Annotated in this window: 15 protein-coding genes; 10 read left to right on the plus strand and 5 right to left on the minus strand. The window is 72.9% G+C overall.

Annotated features, from left to right (window positions below; genetic code table 11):
* Nucleotides 1–853: ROK family transcriptional regulator (locus BIV28_RS18145; protein WP_076263945.1), on the minus strand; the 853-nt coding region annotated here is incomplete at its 3' end.
* A 107-nt stretch (nt 854–960) separates the two neighbouring features.
* The gene (locus BIV28_RS20125; RefSeq protein ID WP_207556092.1) at nt 961–1,098 is read right to left on the minus strand and encodes a hypothetical protein; all 138 of its coding nucleotides are present in this window, start codon (nt 1,096–1,098) and stop codon (nt 961–963) included.
* 234 nt (nt 1,099–1,332) lie between these two features.
* Between BIV28_RS20125 and BIV28_RS18150 the strand changes: the two genes are divergently transcribed.
* The 3 genes from BIV28_RS18150 to BIV28_RS18160 all read left to right on the plus strand — a co-directional run bounded on the left by BIV28_RS18150 (nt 1,333) and on the right by BIV28_RS18160 (nt 3,502).
* A complete protein-coding gene (locus BIV28_RS18150; RefSeq protein ID WP_076263946.1) occupies nt 1,333–1,608 on the plus strand; it encodes a DUF2277 domain-containing protein in 276 nt (91 codons plus the stop codon).
* 63 nt (nt 1,609–1,671) lie between these two features.
* Nucleotides 1,672–2,799, plus strand: a complete 1,128-nt coding sequence (locus tag BIV28_RS18155; RefSeq protein ID WP_083707492.1) for a metallophosphoesterase — start codon at nt 1,672–1,674, stop codon at nt 2,797–2,799.
* An 82-nt stretch (nt 2,800–2,881) separates the two neighbouring features.
* A complete protein-coding gene (locus tag BIV28_RS18160) occupies nt 2,882–3,502 on the plus strand; it encodes a class I SAM-dependent methyltransferase (RefSeq protein WP_076263947.1) in 621 nt (206 codons plus the stop codon).
* An 86-nt stretch (nt 3,503–3,588) separates the two neighbouring features.
* Here BIV28_RS18160 and BIV28_RS18165 read toward each other — a convergent pair whose 3' ends face one another.
* Nucleotides 3,589–4,161: a TetR/AcrR family transcriptional regulator gene (locus BIV28_RS18165; RefSeq protein ID WP_242653126.1), complete on the minus strand. Its 573-nt coding sequence runs from the start codon at nt 4,159–4,161 to the stop codon at nt 3,589–3,591.
* 41 nt (nt 4,162–4,202) lie between these two features.
* The gene (locus BIV28_RS18170) at nt 4,203–5,642 is read right to left on the minus strand and encodes a fatty acid desaturase (protein ID WP_076263949.1); all 1,440 of its coding nucleotides are present in this window, start codon (nt 5,640–5,642) and stop codon (nt 4,203–4,205) included.
* A 138-nt stretch (nt 5,643–5,780) separates the two neighbouring features.
* Here BIV28_RS18170 and BIV28_RS18175 point away from each other — a divergent pair, with 138 nt between their 5' ends.
* Both BIV28_RS18175 and BIV28_RS18180 read left to right on the plus strand, forming a co-directional pair.
* A complete protein-coding gene (locus BIV28_RS18175; RefSeq protein WP_076263950.1) occupies nt 5,781–6,521 on the plus strand; it encodes a DNA alkylation repair protein in 741 nt (246 codons plus the stop codon).
* Nucleotides 6,518–7,864, plus strand: a complete 1,347-nt coding sequence (locus BIV28_RS18180) for an MATE family efflux transporter (RefSeq protein WP_076263951.1) — start codon at nt 6,518–6,520, stop codon at nt 7,862–7,864. The genes BIV28_RS18175 and BIV28_RS18180 overlap by 4 nt, the downstream gene beginning before the upstream one ends.
* A gap of 268 nt (nt 7,865–8,132) precedes the next feature.
* Here the strand turns inward: BIV28_RS18180 and iolC are convergent, their stop codons facing one another.
* Nucleotides 8,133–9,137, minus strand: coding sequence for a 5-dehydro-2-deoxygluconokinase (gene iolC, locus BIV28_RS18185; protein ID WP_076263952.1), 1,005 nt, complete (start codon nt 9,135–9,137; stop codon nt 8,133–8,135).
* 222 nt (nt 9,138–9,359) lie between these two features.
* Between iolC and BIV28_RS18190 the strand changes: the two genes are divergently transcribed.
* The 5 genes from BIV28_RS18190 (at nt 9,360) to BIV28_RS18210 (ending at nt 15,259) form a co-directional block, all read left to right on the plus strand.
* On the plus strand, nt 9,360–10,679 hold the full coding sequence (locus BIV28_RS18190) for an ABC transporter substrate-binding protein (protein ID WP_083707493.1): 1,320 nt from the start codon (nt 9,360–9,362) through the stop codon (nt 10,677–10,679).
* Nucleotides 10,680–10,756: 77 nt separating this feature from the next.
* Nucleotides 10,757–11,752 carry a carbohydrate ABC transporter permease gene (locus BIV28_RS18195; protein ID WP_207556093.1) on the plus strand — a complete coding sequence of 332 codons (996 nt, stop codon included), beginning with the start codon at nt 10,757–10,759 and terminating at the stop codon, nt 11,750–11,752.
* Nucleotides 11,749–12,642: a carbohydrate ABC transporter permease gene (locus tag BIV28_RS18200; protein WP_076263954.1), complete on the plus strand. Its 894-nt coding sequence runs from the start codon at nt 11,749–11,751 to the stop codon at nt 12,640–12,642. Before BIV28_RS18195 ends, BIV28_RS18200 begins: the two co-directional genes overlap by 4 nt.
* On the plus strand, nt 12,639–14,207 hold the full coding sequence (locus BIV28_RS18205) for a GH1 family beta-glucosidase (protein WP_083707494.1): 1,569 nt from the start codon (nt 12,639–12,641) through the stop codon (nt 14,205–14,207). The genes BIV28_RS18200 and BIV28_RS18205 overlap by 4 nt, the downstream gene beginning before the upstream one ends.
* On the plus strand, nt 14,204–15,259 hold the full coding sequence (locus tag BIV28_RS18210; protein WP_076263955.1) for a LacI family DNA-binding transcriptional regulator: 1,056 nt from the start codon (nt 14,204–14,206) through the stop codon (nt 15,257–15,259). The genes BIV28_RS18205 and BIV28_RS18210 overlap by 4 nt, the downstream gene beginning before the upstream one ends.
* Nucleotides 15,260–15,295 lie beyond the last annotated feature (36 nt).

The following is a 15,295-nucleotide window of genomic DNA, read 5'->3' on the forward strand; positions in this document are numbered from 1 at the left end:
ACGCGGCGAGCGCCTTCTCGAGGTTGGGGGCCGATACCCACGTCTCGAGGCAGCCGACCTTGCCGCAGCGGCACCGGGCGCCGCCGTCGGTGCCGACGGTGACGTGCCCGATCTCGCCCGCGGCGAAGTGGGCGCCGCGCACCCGCTGGCCGCCGACGATGAGGCCGCCACCGACACCGCGGCCGATCTTGACGAGGACGAGGTCGTCGCCGCCGTCGCCGAGCGTGTAGTCGGCGTGGACCGCGGCGTCTGCGTCGTTGACGACGAAGACGGGCAGGTCGGTGGCCTCGGCGACGACGTCGCGCAGCGGCACGTCGGTCCAGCCGAGGTTGGGGGCGGTGTCGACGACGCCGCCGGGCCCGACGATGCCGGGGGTGCCGACGCCGATGCCGAGCAGGGGCGCCGTGGCCGCGCCGACGAGCTCGTGGACGAGGTCGAGGACGGTGTCGACGACGGCCTGGCCCGAGGCGTCCCCGATCGGCCGCTCGGCCCGGACGAGGATGTTGCCGTCGAGGTCGAGGACCGCGCCCCGGAGCACCTCGTGGGCGGCGAGGTCGAGGCCGATGGCCTGCAGGCCGGTGCGGTTGACGTCGACGAGCGTGGCCGGCTTGCCGGGGCGCACCTCGTCGGAGGGGCCGAGCTCGACGGCGTGCCCGGTGTCGATGAGCTCGGCGACGAGGTCGGAGACCGTCACCTTGCTCATCCCGAGGCGCCGCGCGAGGTCGGCGCGGCTCATGGCGCCGACGGAGTAGAGCAGCTGGAGCACGAGCGAGAGGTTGTGCCGTCGGCCGTGGGCGGGCAGCACCGCGGTGCGCGGCGAGACGCGTCGGGCGCGGGACAGGGCGGTGGTCACGAGGGTTAGTAAAGTTTACTAACTTCCAACCGTCAAGACTTTCCGCAGAACACGACACGGCCCCGGGTCCAGCAGGACCCGGGGCCGCGTCGTCGGGACTGGGCCGTTCAGCCGCCCACGACGCAGAAGGACTTGCCGGCGCACATGTTCGAGGGGCCGTCGGCCGCCATGGCGCCGGAGGCCCCGACGAGCCCGACGGCCGCCGCGATCGCGAGGCCGAGCATGTAACGACGTGCAGTGCGCATGGTGACTCCTTGTGTGAGTTGTCCGGCCGGACCGGGTCCGGGCCGGGTCGCGCCGACGCAGTGGCGCCGGCCGCGGCGGGGGTCTCCCGTGCGCCCATACAAACCACGCCCTCGCCCTCCCGCGCGGTGAGTGCAGGTTCTCGCAGGAGGGGTTGACACGAGCAGACCCGGGCGACTCGCACGTCGGACCGCGCGCAGACCCACGAGGTCGGCGGGGCGACATACGGTTGGGGCATGTGCCGCAACATCCGACAGCTCCACAACTTCGAGCCCGCCGCGACGTCCGAGGAGGTGCGTGCGGCCGCCCTCCAGTACGTCCGCAAGGTCAGCGGCAGCACGAAGCCGAGCCAGGCCAACCAGCACGCCTTCGACGAGGCCGTCGAGGCGATCGCCCACGCCACCCAGCACCTGCTCGACCACCTCACCACGAGCGCGCCGCCCAAGGACCGCGAGGTCGAGCGGCAGAAGGCCCGCGAGCGCAACGCCGTCCGCTTCGGCACGCCCGCCTGACCGGCCCGGCACCCGCACCGGCCCCGCGCCCGTTCGCCGACCCGCGCCCCCCGCCTGCCTCCCGTGTCGATCTTCGTCGCCGTCCTCGCGGCGCTCCTCGCGCTGCTCACCCTCGCCCTGCACCGTCGCCTCGCCGTCGCCCCCGGCTGGCCCCGGGGCGTGCGACTCGCCTCCGCCACCGTCCTCGGGCTGACCTGGCTGCTCACCCTCACCGCGTTCGCCATGCAGTCGGGCGCGCTCGACCCCCGGCGCGGCCGGTGGCTGGCGTGGGCCGGCATGACGTGGCTCGTCGTCGCGTGGTACCTCCTGCTCGGGGTCGCGATACTCGGGATCGCCTGTCTCGCAGTGCGTCTCGCTCGTCGCCCCGGCCTCCGCCGCCCCCTGCTGCGGGTCGGCACCCCGCTCGTCGTCGTCGCGGCACTCGGCGCCACGGGCTACGGGGTGTCCGAGGCGTCGCAGCCGTCGGTCACCCCGGTCACCGTCACCGACGCCGACCTCCCCGAAGGCCTCGACGGGCTGCGCGTGGCGCTCGTCACCGACCTGCACGCCGGACCGATCCGTGACGCGTCGTTCACCCGACGCGTCGTCGACCTCGTCAACGCCCAGCGCCCCGACGTCGTCGTCCTCGGCGGCGACCTCGTCGACGGACGCGTCACGCAGGTCGGCGACACCCTGGCCCCGCTGGCCGACCTCCGCGCCCCGCTCGGCGTCTACGCGGTCAGCGGCAACCACGAGTTCATCTCGCAGGAGGCGGACGCCTGGCTGGGCCACTGGGAGACCCTCGGCATCCGGGTCCTGCGCAACGAGCACGTCGGGATCGAGCGGGGCGGGGCGAGCCTGACCCTGGCCGGCGTCCACGACCTCACCGGACGCGGCACCGACGCCAGCGACGCCGCCCGCGCGCTGTCCGGCGTCGACCCGTCGTCGTTCACGGTCTTCGTCGCCCACCAGCCGAAGGCCGCCGAGAACGTGCAGGGGCGCGGCGTCGACCTGCAGCTGTCCGGCCACACGCACGGCGGGCAGGTGTGGCCGTTCCGCTACCTCGTCCCGCTCCAGCAGCCGGTGCTCGACGGTCTCGCGACCGTCGGCGACGTGCCGGTCCTGACGAGCCGGGGCGCCGGCGCGTGGGGGCCGCCGGTCCGCGTGCTCGCCCCGCCCGAGGTCCCGGTCGTCACGCTGCGCCGCGGCTGAGCGCTGTCCGGCCGGCCGGCTGGCCGGACGCGCTGGCGCCGGAGCGCTGCGCCGGACGCCGCCCGCGCCTACGCTCGGGCCCATGGGCTTCTGGGCGAGGCAGGTGACGCCGCGGCTCGTGGCCGGCAACGAGAGCGACGCGATCGTCGACCTGCGCCGGCGGGCCTGCGCCGGCCTGCGCGGCGAGGTCGTCGAGCTGGGCTTCGGCAGCGGCAACAACGTCGGCCTCTACCCGCCCGAGGTCACCCGGGTCGTCGCCGTCGAGCCGTCGGACGTCGGCTGGGGCCTGGGCGAGAAGCGCCGCGCGAGCAGCACGGTCCCCGTCGTGCGCGGGGGTCTCGACGGCCAGCACCTCGACCTGCCCGACGACAGCGCCGACGCCGTGCTCTCCACGTTCACCCTCTGCACGATCCCCGACGTCGCGGCCGCGCTCGCCGAGGTGCGGCGGGTGCTGAGGCCCGGCGGCGCCCTGCACTTCCTCGAGCACGGCATCGCGCCCGACGAAAGCATCCGCCGCTGGCAGCGACGGCTCGAGCCGCTGCAGAAGCGCGCCTTCGACGGCTGCCACCTGACCCGCCCGATCGACCGCATCGTGGCGGAGTCCGGGCTCGAGGTCGTCGACGTCGACCGGGCCTACGCGCCCATGCCGCGGCTCATGCGGCCGTGGGCCTTCGGCTACCTCGGCCGGGCCGTCAAGCGCTGAGCGCCGGACAACTCCGAGCCGCTCCACGGCGCCAGGCGTCGCTGCACGGGCGAGTGGGCACGTCGTCCCGCCGAGTGGGCGGTTGGTCAGGCGGGCCCGAGGAGCCGGCCGGCGACCCACGCGACGTCGTCGGCGACCTGGGCGGGTGGGCCCCCGGGCCGCACGACGTGGCTGAGCACGACCCGGACGACGACGTCGACGGCGGCCCGCCGGCGGCGCGGCTCGAGCCCGACGTCGTACCCCTCGAGCCGGCCGAGGACCATGCCGGACGCGGCGTCGACGAGCACGTCCGAGCGCGTCGTCAGCAGCGGCATCAGCTCGGTGTCGCCGCCGTGCGTGAAGGTCGCGAGCGCCCGGAGCAACGCACTGTCGGCCGCGAGGTCGAGCACCCCGCGCACGGCGGCCCGCACCGCGGCGTCGAGGTCACGCGGGTGGGCGTCGAACGCGTCGGCGACGACGCCGAGGAACCGGTCGAGCTCGCGCAGCACCATGGCCTCACCGAGGGCGGGCTTGGACCCGAGCTCGTTGTAGACGGTCTGGCGCGACACCCCGACCCGGGCGGCCAGCGCTCCCATCGTCACGGCGGCCCAGCCGACCTCCGAGGTCAGGGTCGCCGCCTCCGCGACGATCCGCTCGCGCAGGGTCGGCGTCGTCGTCATGACGGTCATCGTAGGCAGCCCGGCCGGAGCGACCGGGCCCCTCACGTCGGCACGGCTGCGACGAAGTCGACCTTCTCGCGCACGCCGCAGTCGGGGCAGCACCAGTCGTCGGGCACGTCCGCCCACGCGGTGCCGGCCGGAAAGCCCTGTCGCACATCGCCGTCCACCTCGTCGTAGACGTACTCACAGCCGGGGCACGCGTGCCGCCGACCCGCTCCGCGCTCACGCGTCCGGGGTCCCGACGCGTCGGGTCCTGCGGCGTCGGCACCGACGCCACCCGGCGCCTCGGGCACGCCCGGCGCCGCCGGGGGCGGGTAGGCGGCCAGCACGCGCGCGCGTCGGGAGGGCTGGACGTTGGCGAGGCGCACGTCCCCGCCGTAGTGCGCGAGCACGCGCGGGTCCATGACGCGTCGCCACAGCGGCGGGACGAGCGCGAGCACGATCATCCCGGCGTAGCCGGTCGGCAGCACCGGCGACTCGGCGTAGTCGCGCAGGGTCTGGTAGCGCCGCGTCGGGTTGGCGTGGTGGTCGCTGTGGCGCTGGAGGTGGTAGAGCAGGACGTTGGTCGCGATGTTGTTGCTGTTCCAGGAGTGGCTCGGGTCGACGCGCTCGTACCGCTGCCGACCCGGCTGCCCGACGACCTGGCGCAGCATCCCGTAGTGCTCCATGTAGTTGACGACCTCGAGCAGCGAGAGCCCGACGAACGCCTGGATGAGCAGGTAGGGCAGCACGCCGACGCCGAGCCAGGCCACGAGCGCGCCCCAGAGCACTGCCGACATCAGCCAGCCGCTCACGACGTCGTTCGACAGCCGCCACGGGTGCAGGCGCCGTCGGGCCAGGCGTCGCTTCTCGAGGCGCCACGCGCTGCGCAGCGACCCGACGACCGTTCGTGGCCAGAAGGCGTAGAGGCTCTCCCCGAGGCGACTGCTCGCGGGGTCGGCGGGCGTGGCGACCCGGACGTGGTGGCCCCGGTTGTGCTCGATGTAGAAGTGGCCGTAGAAGCTCTGCGCCAGCGCGACCTTGGCCAGCCACCGCTCGTGGCTCTCCTTCTTGTGGCCGAGCTCGTGGGCGGTGTTGATGCCGATGCCGCCGACGCAGCCGATCGACACGGCCAGGCCCACCTTGTCGAGCGTCGTCAGGCTGCCGTGGGTGATGACCCACAGGGCGAGGACGAGGCCGACGTACTGGATCGGCAGGAACCAGTAGGTGATCCAGCGGTAGTAGCGGTCGTTCTCGAGGGCCTCGATGAGCTCGTCGGGCGGGTTGCTGCGGTCGAGGCCGGCGACGAGGTCGACGAGCGGGACGATGCCGAGGACGACGATCGGGCCGATCCAGAACCAGATGCCCCAGGCGGTGACCGCGTGCAGGCCGAGGCCGACGAAGGCGAGCGAAGGCACGACGAGGCCGATGAGCCAGAGGTGGCGCTTGGGGTCGCGCCACTGCTCGGTGGTGCCGGTCGGGACCGTTCCTGCTGCCGTCATGGGGGCCTCCACGTCTCGGGGTTTACACGACCATGACAGATGTAAAGTGATTTGACAAGTAGTGCGGAAGTGTAAAGCGCCCGGCCCGCGCCGCGGTCGGCTCCACGCGGCGTCGGGGGCGGCGGCTACCTTGACCCCATGACGACCGACGCGCACCCCGACCTCGCGTCGGAGGTGCGGGCCGCGCTCGTCGCCGGCGCCGACCCCGAGCGGGCCGCCGGCCAGCAGCGGTACATGAAGTCGGCGATGCCGTACTTCGGCCTCACCTCGCCGCAGCTCAAGGCGGCGCTCACCCCGCTGCTGCGCGACCCCGGCCTGGCGATGCGCTCGCGCGACGAGTGGGTCGCCACCATCGAGCAGCTGTGGAGCACCGCCACCCACCGCGAGCAGTGGTATGCCGCCATCGCGCTCGCTCGCCACCGCGCCTACCGGGCCTGGGTCGACAGCGATGCGATGCCGCTGTGGGAGAAGCTGATCCGCGACGGAGCATGGTGGGACGTCGTCGACGACATCGCCACGCACCTCGTGCGCGACACCCTGCTCGCGGCGCCGACCGTCGAGGGCCTGCGGATGCGCGACTGGTCGGGCAGCGACTCTCTCTGGGTCCGGCGCGCCTCGATCATCAGCCAGGTCGGCGCCGGCGCGCGGCTCGACCAGGACCTGCTCACCGACGTCGTCGAGCCGAACACCGACGACGCCGACTTCTTCATCCGCAAGGCCATCGGCTGGGCGCTGCGCGACCACGCCCGCCACGACCCCGAGTGGGTCCGCGCCTTCGTCGCCGACCACCCCGGCCTGTCCGGGCTGTCCCGACGCGAGGCGCTCAAGCACCTCGGAGCGTCGGCTCCGGTACGGGCCATGCCGGGAGCGCCGTCATGAGCGCGCCCACGAGCACGTCCGCACCCACGGCCCACCGCCGCGACATCCTGCGCCTCGCCGTCCCGGCCTTCCTCGCCCTCATCGCCGAGCCGCTCTTCCTGCTCGCCGACTCCGCCATCGTCGGCCACCTCGGCACGGCCCAGCTGGCCGGGCTCGGCGTCGCCAGCGGCGCGCTCGTCACCGCCGCCGGCATCTTCGTCTTCCTCGCCTACGGCACGACCAGCGTCGTGGCCCGCCACCTCGGTGCCGGGGACGACCGCGCCGCGATCGGGGCCGGCATCGACGGGCTGTGGCTCGCGCTCGGCCTCGGCGCCGTCACTGCCACAGTCACCGCCGTCGCCGCCCGGCCGATCTGTGCCGCGTTCGGCGCCTCGCCGGACGCCCTCGAGCAGGCCACCACCTACCTGCGGATCTCGGCCCTCGGCCTGCCGGCGATGCTCGTGATCCTCGCCGTCACCGGCGTGCTGCGCGGCCTCCAGGACACCACGACGCCGCTCGTCGCGTCGGTCGCCGGCTTCGGCGCCAACATCGCCCTCAACGTGGCGTTCGTCTACGGGCTGCACTGGGGCATCGCGGGATCCGCGTGGGGCACCGTCATCGCCCAGACCGGCATGGCGGCCGGCCTGGTCGCGGTCCTGCTCATCAAGGCCCGTGCCCGGCACGCGCGTCTGCGGCCCCACCCTGCGCGCGTGCTCGTCGCCGCGCGCACCGGTGTCCCCCTGCTGGTGCGCACGCTCGCCCTGCGGGCGACGCTCCTCGTCACGACGTGGGTGGCGGCGTCGCTGGGCGACGTGCCGCTCGCCGCGCACCAGGTGGCGATGACGATGTGGTCCTTCCTCGCCTTCGCCCTCGACGCCCTCGCCATCGCGGCGCAGGCCATCACCGGCCGGGCCCTCGGCGCCGGCGACCGAGAGGGCGTTCGGCTCGCGATGGGCACGATGGTGCGCTGGGGCGTGTGGGGCGGACTGGCGATGGGGCTCGTCGTCGCCGCGCTGCACAGCGTGCTGCCCGCCCTCTTCACGAACGACCCGGCCGTGCGTGAGGCCCTCGGCGCGGCGCTCGTCGTCGTCGGCCTGGGCCAGGCGGTGGCCGGCTACGTGTTCGTCCTCGACGGCGTGCTCATCGGTGCCGGCGACGGACGCTGGCTGGCCTGGGGCATGGTCCTGACCTTCGTCGCCTACCTGCCCGTCGTCCTCGCCGTGCGCGCGACAGGCCCGAGCGGCTCGGCGGCGCGCGACGTCGTCGTGCTCTGGCTGGCGTTCACGGTCTTCATGGTGATCCGCGGCGCCGGTCTGTGGTGGCGGGCCCGCCGCGACGAGTGGATGGTGGTCGGCGCCCGCTGACGGGGCGCGGCGGCGAGTCCGAGCCAACTGCTACGGCCTTTTCAGGGTTCTTTAAGGTCGGCCGTTCATAGTCGTTCTCGTGAGTTGCTCCTGTGCGACTCGGTGACCTCCTCCCCCTGTCGGGTCACCGCGTCAAGGGCACCCGCCCCCGCTGGTCGAGTTCGGCGACGTGACCAGCGGGGGCGGGTTTTTCTCTGTCACCGGCAGCACCTCGCCCTGAGCGCTCGTGCTGGCGCTCGCCCCTGGTGCCCGCCCTGCGGACCCCGCCTCAGCCGGCCCACTCGGCCACGGCGACGTCGGACAGCAGCGCACTGACCTCCGCCGTCGTCGGCATCGCCGTCGAGCACTCGAGCCGCCCGGCCACGATCGCGCCGGCGACGCTCGCGAAGTGCACGACCCGCTCGAGGTCCCACCCGGCGAGCAGCCCGTGCACGAGCGCGCCGCCGAAGGCATCGCCGGCCCCGAGACCGTTGACGACCTGCACCGGGAACGGCGCCACGCGCACCGTCGCCTCCGGCGTCACGGCGAGGACGCCGCGCGGACCGAGCTTGACGACCGCGAGCTCGAGACCCGCGTCGAGCAGCGCCGCCGCGGCCCGCTCGGGGTCGCGCTCGCCGGTCGCGACCTCGCACTCGTCGACGTTGCCGACGGCGATGGTGACGTGCTCGAGAGCGCGCCGGACGAGCCCGGGCGCCTCCTCCGGCCGGGGCCAGAGCGTCGGCCGGTGGTCGAGGTCGAGGATCGTGAGCGGGCGACGCCCCCGTTCGCGCCAGGCCGTGAAGTGCGCCTCGCGGCTCGGCTCCTGGCTCAGGCCGGTCACCGTGGCCCAGTAGACCTCGGTCTCTCGGATCGCTTGCAGCGGAATGGATTCGGCCGTGATGAGCAGGTCGGGCGCGATGGGGTAGCGGTAGAACCAGATCGGGAAGTGGTCGGGAGGGAACACCTCGCAGAAGGTGACCGGCGTCGGTGGGCCGCCGACGACGGTCTGCACGTACGCGTCGTCGACGCCGAGCTGCAGCAGCTCACGGTGCACGTACCGGCCGAACGCGTCGTCGGCGGTGGCGCTGACGAGCGCGCAGCGTCGTCCGTGCCGGGCCGCGGCGACGGCGACGTTGGCCGCGCTGCCCCCGAGGAACTTCTCGAAGCTGCGCACCTCGTCGAGCGTCACGCCGTGCTGGAGCGGGTAGAGGTCGACGCCGACGCGACCGATGGCCACGAGGTCGTGACTCGCGCGGCGGGCGCCCTCGCCCCGGGCCTCGTGCGACGGTCCCATGGGACCACGCTAGACGCGTCGTGGCGGCTGGGCACCCCGGTTGCCGGGTTCGTTCCGGCCGGCGGCGGTCGGGCAGCGGACGCGGTCACGGAATGGTCACGGGTCTTGACCGATGCCCCCTTCCCCCGTCATCCTCTGGCGTGAGAGCGCTCTCACGGTCGAGCTTCACGCACGGAGAGCGCTCCCACACCCCCACTGGGCAGAGACCGAAGGAGCTCTCCGATGACAGCCCGCACCACCCGTACCGGCACCCGCCTGACGCGTCCCCGGAACGTCGCGCTCGCCACCCTCACCGTCGGACTGCTGGCGCTCTCGGCGTGCAGCTCGGGCAGCGCCGACAACGGTCCCTCGACCCAGGCCGGCGCCGCCGGCGGCAAGGTCACCCTCACCCTCGCGACCTTCAACCAGTTCGGCTACGAGGACCTCATCCCCGAGTTCGAGAAGACCCACCCGAACATCACCGTCACCCACAAGAAGGCCGCAACCTCCAACGAGGCCCGCGACACCTTCTTCACCCGCCTCTCGGCCGGCAGCGGCATGGCCGACGTCGAGGCCGTCGAGGTCGACTGGCTGCCCGAGATGCTCCAGTATTCCGACAAGTTCACCGACCTCAAGAGCGCGAGCACCGACGGTCGCTGGCTCGACTGGAAGGCCAAGGCGGCCACCGACGCCGACGGCCACCTCATCGGCTACGGCACCGACTCCGGCCCCGAGGCCATCTGCTACCGCAGCGACCTCTTCAAGAAGGCCGGCCTGCCGAGCGACCGCGCGTCCGTCGCCAAGCTCTTCGGGAACACCTGGGAGAGCTACTTCGCCGCCGGCAAGCAGTTCGCCGCCAAGTCCAAGGTGCCCTTCTTCGACAGCATCGGCGCCACCTACCAGGGCATGGTCAACCAGGTCCAGGCCGCCTACGAGAACCCGGCCGACGACAGCATCACCGCCACCGACAACGCCGACGTCAAGAGGCTCTACGACCAGGTCGTCCAGGCCGGCATCACCGACGGCCTCTCGGCCAAGCTCCAGCAGTGGGGCGACGACTGGACCGCGTCCTTCCAGAAGGACGGCTTCGCCACCATGCTCTGCCCCGGCTGGATGGTCGGCGTCATCGAAGGCAACGCCAAGGGCGTCAAGGGCTGGGACGTCGCCAACACCTTCCCCGGCGGCGGCGGCAACTGGGGCGGCAGCTACCTCGTCGTGCCCAAGCAGAGCGCCCACCCCAAGGAGGCCCAGGAGCTCGCCGACTGGCTGACCGCCCCGGAGCAGCAGGTCAAGGCCTTCAAGAAGGTCGGAGCGTTCCCGAGCCAGCAGGCCGCGCTCACCAACCCCGAGCTCCTCGCGTTCAAGGTCGCCTCGTTCAACAACGCCCCCACCGGGCAGATCTTCGCCGAGCGCGCCAAGGCCGTGACCGTCTCGCCGTACAAGGGCACGCACTACTTCGCCATCAACGACGCCATGCAGCAGGCCCTGACCCGCGTCGAGCAGGGCACCTCGCCGCAGGAGTCGTGGGACAAGTGGGTGGCCGACGTCAAGGCCCTCGGCTGACCGCCCCACGCTGAACCGTGGGCGGCCCGGCGCCACCGCCGGCACCGGGCCGCCCACCCCGACGAGCGGACGACCGCATGAGCATCCAGTCCCCCTCCCGCACGACGAGCACGCCCGGCACCCCGGCACCCGCGCCCGTCCACCGCTCCCCCATCGCGCCCCGGGCCGGCTGGCGCCGCCGACTGACGAAGGTCGATGAGAAAGCCTCGCCGTACGCCTACGTCAGCCCGTTCTTCATCCTCTTCGGCGTCGTCGGCCTCTTCCCGCTGCTCTACACGGCGTACGTCTCGCTGCACAAGTGGAGCCTCATCGGTGGCCAGGGCGAGTTCGTCGGCCTCAAGAACTACACCGACGTGCTCGCCCAGCCCTACTTCTGGAACGCGCTGAAGAACACGATCAGCATCTTCCTGCTCTCCAGCGTCCCCCAGGTCATCGCCGCCCTGCTCATCGCCGCAGCGCTCGACAGCGGCCTCCGCGCCCGGACCTTCTGGCGGATGGGCGTGCTGCTGCCCTACGTCGTGGCCCCGGTCGCCGTCGCCCTCATCTTCAGCGACCTCTTCGGTGACAAGTTCGGCCTCGTCAACCACCTGCTCGGCCTCGTCGGCATCGACCCGGTCCAGTGGCACAAGGAGGTGCTGCCGAGCCACCTGGCCATCGCGACGATGGTCAACTTCCGCTGGACCGGCTACAACGCCCTGATCTTCCTCGCCGCGATGCAGGCGATCCCCCGCGACTACTACGAGGCCGCGATGATCGACGGAGCGGGACGCGTCCGCACCTTCTTCTCGATCACGATCCCGCAGCTGCGGGCGACGATCATCTTCGTCGTCATCACCTCGACGATCGGCGGCCTGCAGATCTTCGACGAGCCGCGCATGTACGACCAGTACGGCCTCGGCGGCGCCGACCGGCAGTGGCAGACCCTGACGCTCTACCTCTACCAGCTCGGCTGGACGCAGAAGAACTTCGGCCGTGCGGCCGCGGTGGCCTGGATGCTCTTCCTCGTCGTCGTCCTCTTCGCGCTGCTCAACTTCCTCGTCACCCGCCGGATCGCCTCGAAGGGACAGCGATGAGCACCGCGACGACCACCCCGACCGCCACCGCGCCCCTCCCCGGACGCGCCGGCCGCGGCACGCGCCTCGTGCGCCGCACCCAGGCCAGCCCGATGGCCTACGCCGTCCTGATCGTCGTGCTGCTCGGGTCGGCCTTCCCGCTCTGGTGGTCCTTCGTCATCGGCAGCAAGGACTCCGCGGCGATCGTCCAGGACCCCTACTCCCTCGTCCCGGGCGGGCACTTCCTGCAGAACGCGAGCACGGTCGTCACGACGATCCCGTTCTGGAAGGCCCTCGGCAACAGCGTCCTCGTCAGCACGACGGTCGCCCTCCTCGTCGTGCTCTTCTCGGCGCTGGCGGGCTTCGCCTTCGCCAAGCTCCGCTTCCGCGGGCGAAACGGGCTGCTCGTCTTCGTCATCGCGACGATGGCGGTGCCGACGCAGCTCGGGATCGTGCCCCTCTTCATCGTCATGAGCAAGCTCGGCTGGATCGGCAGCCTGTGGGCCGTCATCCTGCCGAGCGCCGTCAGCGCCTTCGGGGTCTTCTGGATGACGCAGTACCTGCAGGAGGCCCTGCCCGACGAGCTCATCGAGGCGGCCCGCGTCGACGGCGCCTCGACGCTGCGGACCTTCTGGTCGGTCGCCCTGCCCGCCGCACGCCCCGGCGCCGCGATGCTCGGCCTGTTCACCTTCATCGCCACGTGGACGAACTTCTTCTGGCCGTTCATCATCCTCGACCCGGGCAACCCGACCCTGCCGGTCGCGCTCCAGCAGCTGCAGGCCGCCTACTTCGTCGACTACTCGCTCGTCCTGGCCGGCGTCGTGCTCATGGCCCTGCCCCTCATCGTCCTGTTCGTCTTCGCCGGAAAGCAGCTCGTGTCCGGCATCATGCAAGGAGCAGTCAAGGGATGAACGTCCCCACCACCACGACCACGTCCGGCCCCGCCGCCCCGCCCGCCTCCGAGGCCGTCACCGACCGCTTCGAGGTCGCCGATCTCGTTGCGCCACAGGGTCGCCCGCTGCCGACCGGCTTCGTCATCGGCGCCGCCACAGCCGCCTACCAGATCGAGGGGGCCCGCCACGCGGACGGCCGGCTCGACTCGATCTGGGACACCTTCTCGCACACGCCCGGCGCGGTCGTCGACGGCGACACCGGCGACGTCGCGTGCGATCACTACCACCGGTTCGCTGACGACGTCGCCCTGATGCGCCGCCTCGGGCTGCAGTCCTACCGCTTCTCGACGTCGTGGTCGCGCGTCGTGCCCGACGGGCGCACCGTGAACGCCGCCGGCCTCGACTTCTACGAGCGGCTCGTCGACGAGCTGCTCGGCGCGGGCATCTCGCCGTGGCTGACGCTCTACCACTGGGACCTCCCCCAGGCCCTCGAGGACCGCGGCGGGTGGACCGTGCGCGACACGACCGACCGGTTCGTCGAGTACGCCGGAGCCGTGCACGACCGCCTCGGCGACCGCGTCCGCACGTGGACGACGCTCAACGAGCCGTGGTGCTCGGCCTTCCTCGGCTACACCGCCGGCATGCACGCGCCGGGCCGCACGTCCGTCGCCGACGGCCTCGCCGCCGCCCACCACCTGCTCCTCGGGCACGGACGCGTCGTGCAGGAGCTGCGCGCGCGGGACGCGTCGCTCGAGCTCGGCCTGACCCTGAACTTCACCGTCGCCGACCCGCTCGACCCGGCCGACCCCCGCGACGTCGACGCCGCCCGACGCGTCGACGGCCAGATGAACCGCATCTTCCTCGACCCGGTGTTCCGCGGCGCCTACCCGGCCGACCTGCTCGAGGACGTCCACGGGCTGGGACTGACCGACCACGTCATGGACGGCGACCTCGAGGTCATCTCGTCCCCGATCGACGTGCTGGGCGTCAACTACTACAACGGCGAGGCCATCGCGCACTGGCAGCCCGAGGTCACCCTCGACGACAGCGTCAACGGCGGCCGCGTCACCCGCTCGCCGTTCCCGGCCGCCGACTCCTCCTTCCGCCACCCGCGCGGCCTGCCCGTCACGGCGATGGACTGGGAGATCCAGCCCGACGGCCTGACCCGGCTGCTGCACCGGCTGCACGAGGAGTACACCGGCCCGGCCGGCGTGCCACTGCACGTCACCGAGAACGGCGCCGCCTTCGACGACGTCCCCGACGCCGACGGCTTCGTCGACGACGCCGACCGCGTCGCGTACGTGCGGTCCCACCTCGGCGCGGTGCTCGACGCCGCCGAGGCCGGCGTGCCGGTCCGCGGCTACTTCTACTGGTCGCTGCTCGACAACTTCGAATGGGCGTGGGGCTACGCCAAGCGCTTCGGTATCGTCCGAGTCGACTACGACACCCAGGAGCGCACGCCGAAGGCGAGTGCCCTCGACCTCGCCCGGGTCATCGCGACCCGGGTGCTGCCGACCGGCCACCCGTCCACCGACGCCGCCGCAGCCGGGGCCGACGAACGAGCAGGAGAGCGCGAGGCATGATCGAGGGCACGCCGGCCACCTCGCCGACCACCGACGCGGACGCCGCACCCGGGCGCCCGACGCTCGAGGCGGTCGCGCGCGTGGCCGGCGTGTCCCGCGCGACGGTCTCGCGCGTCATCAACGGTTCACCGCGGGTCAGCCCTGACGTCCTGGCCGTCGTCGAGCAGGCGATCGCCGAGCTGAACTACGTGCCCAACCGGGCGGCCCGCTCGCTCGTGGCCCGCGCGACGATGTCGATCGCGCTCGTCGTGCCGGAGGACGCCCACCGCTTCTTCGGCGACCCGTACTTCGCCGACGTCGTCCAGGGGATCAGCGACCGGCTCGACGAGAGCGACTACGTCCTCAACCTCCAGCTGACCCACCCGAGCTCGCCGTCGGAGAAGACGCGCCGGTACCTGCTCGGCGGCAACGTCGACGGCGCGCTCGTCGTCTCGCACCACTCGGGCGACCACTTCCTCGCCTCGCTCGGCCGCTCGCTGCCGGTGGTGTTCGGTGGCCGGCCGCTCGGCGAGCTCGCCCACCCCGGCGACTACTACGTCGACGTCGACAACCGGAGCGGGGCCCGGCACGGCGTCGAGCACCTGGTCGCGCGCGGACGCCGCGCCATCGCGACCATCACCGGACCGGCCGACATGCCGGCCTCCGTCGACCGCGAGCTCGGCTGGCGCGACGCCCTCGCCGCCGCCGGCCTGTCCGACCACCGGCTCGCCCGGGGCGACTTCACGGAGGCGGGCGGCATCCGCGCCGCCCTGGCCCTCGTCGACGAGCACCCCGAGCTCGACGCGATCTTCGTCGCCAGCGACCTCATGGCGAGCGGCGTGCTGCTGGCCCTCGAGGAGCGCGGCCTCTCGGTGCCGGGCGACGTCGCCGTGGTCGGCTTCGACGACAGCCCGTACGCGACGCGCGGCAAGGTCGGACTGACGACGGTCGCCCAGCCCGCGCAGGAGATGGGCGTCGTCATGGCCGACACGCTGCTGCGCCTGCTCGGCGGCGAGACCCCGCCGCGGGTCACGACCCTGGACACGCACCTCGTCGTCCGCGACTCCGCCTGACGCGTCCCACTCCGTCCCACCAACGACAGTCGAGTG

This window comes from Intrasporangium flavum (assembly GCF_001956915.1).
GTDB lineage: Bacteria > Actinomycetota > Actinomycetes > Actinomycetales > Dermatophilaceae > Monashia > Monashia flava.

Coding starts and splice junctions, on each gene's coding strand:
- BIV28_RS20125 (WP_207556092.1), bottom strand. CDS start 1,098: ATGCGCACTGCACGTCGTTACATGCTCGGCCTCGCGATCGCGGCGGCC.
- BIV28_RS18150 (WP_076263946.1), top strand. CDS start 1,333: ATGTGCCGCAACATCCGACAGCTCCACAACTTCGAGCCCGCCGCGACG.
- BIV28_RS18160 (WP_076263947.1), top strand. CDS start 2,882: ATGGGCTTCTGGGCGAGGCAGGTGACGCCGCGGCTCGTGGCCGGCAAC.
- BIV28_RS18165 (WP_242653126.1), bottom strand. CDS start 4,161: ATGACGACGACGCCGACCCTGCGCGAGCGGATCGTCGCGGAGGCGGCG.
- BIV28_RS18170 (WP_076263949.1), bottom strand. CDS start 5,642: ATGACGGCAGCAGGAACGGTCCCGACCGGCACCACCGAGCAGTGGCGC.
- BIV28_RS18175 (WP_076263950.1), top strand. CDS start 5,781: ATGACGACCGACGCGCACCCCGACCTCGCGTCGGAGGTGCGGGCCGCG.
- BIV28_RS18180 (WP_076263951.1), top strand. CDS start 6,518: ATGAGCGCGCCCACGAGCACGTCCGCACCCACGGCCCACCGCCGCGAC.
- iolC (WP_076263952.1), bottom strand. CDS start 9,137: ATGGGACCGTCGCACGAGGCCCGGGGCGAGGGCGCCCGCCGCGCGAGT.
- BIV28_RS18190 (WP_083707493.1), top strand. CDS start 9,360: ATGACAGCCCGCACCACCCGTACCGGCACCCGCCTGACGCGTCCCCGG.
- BIV28_RS18195 (WP_207556093.1), top strand. CDS start 10,757: ATGAGCATCCAGTCCCCCTCCCGCACGACGAGCACGCCCGGCACCCCG.
- BIV28_RS18200 (WP_076263954.1), top strand. CDS start 11,749: ATGAGCACCGCGACGACCACCCCGACCGCCACCGCGCCCCTCCCCGGA.
- BIV28_RS18205 (WP_083707494.1), top strand. CDS start 12,639: ATGAACGTCCCCACCACCACGACCACGTCCGGCCCCGCCGCCCCGCCC.
- BIV28_RS18210 (WP_076263955.1), top strand. CDS start 14,204: ATGATCGAGGGCACGCCGGCCACCTCGCCGACCACCGACGCGGACGCC.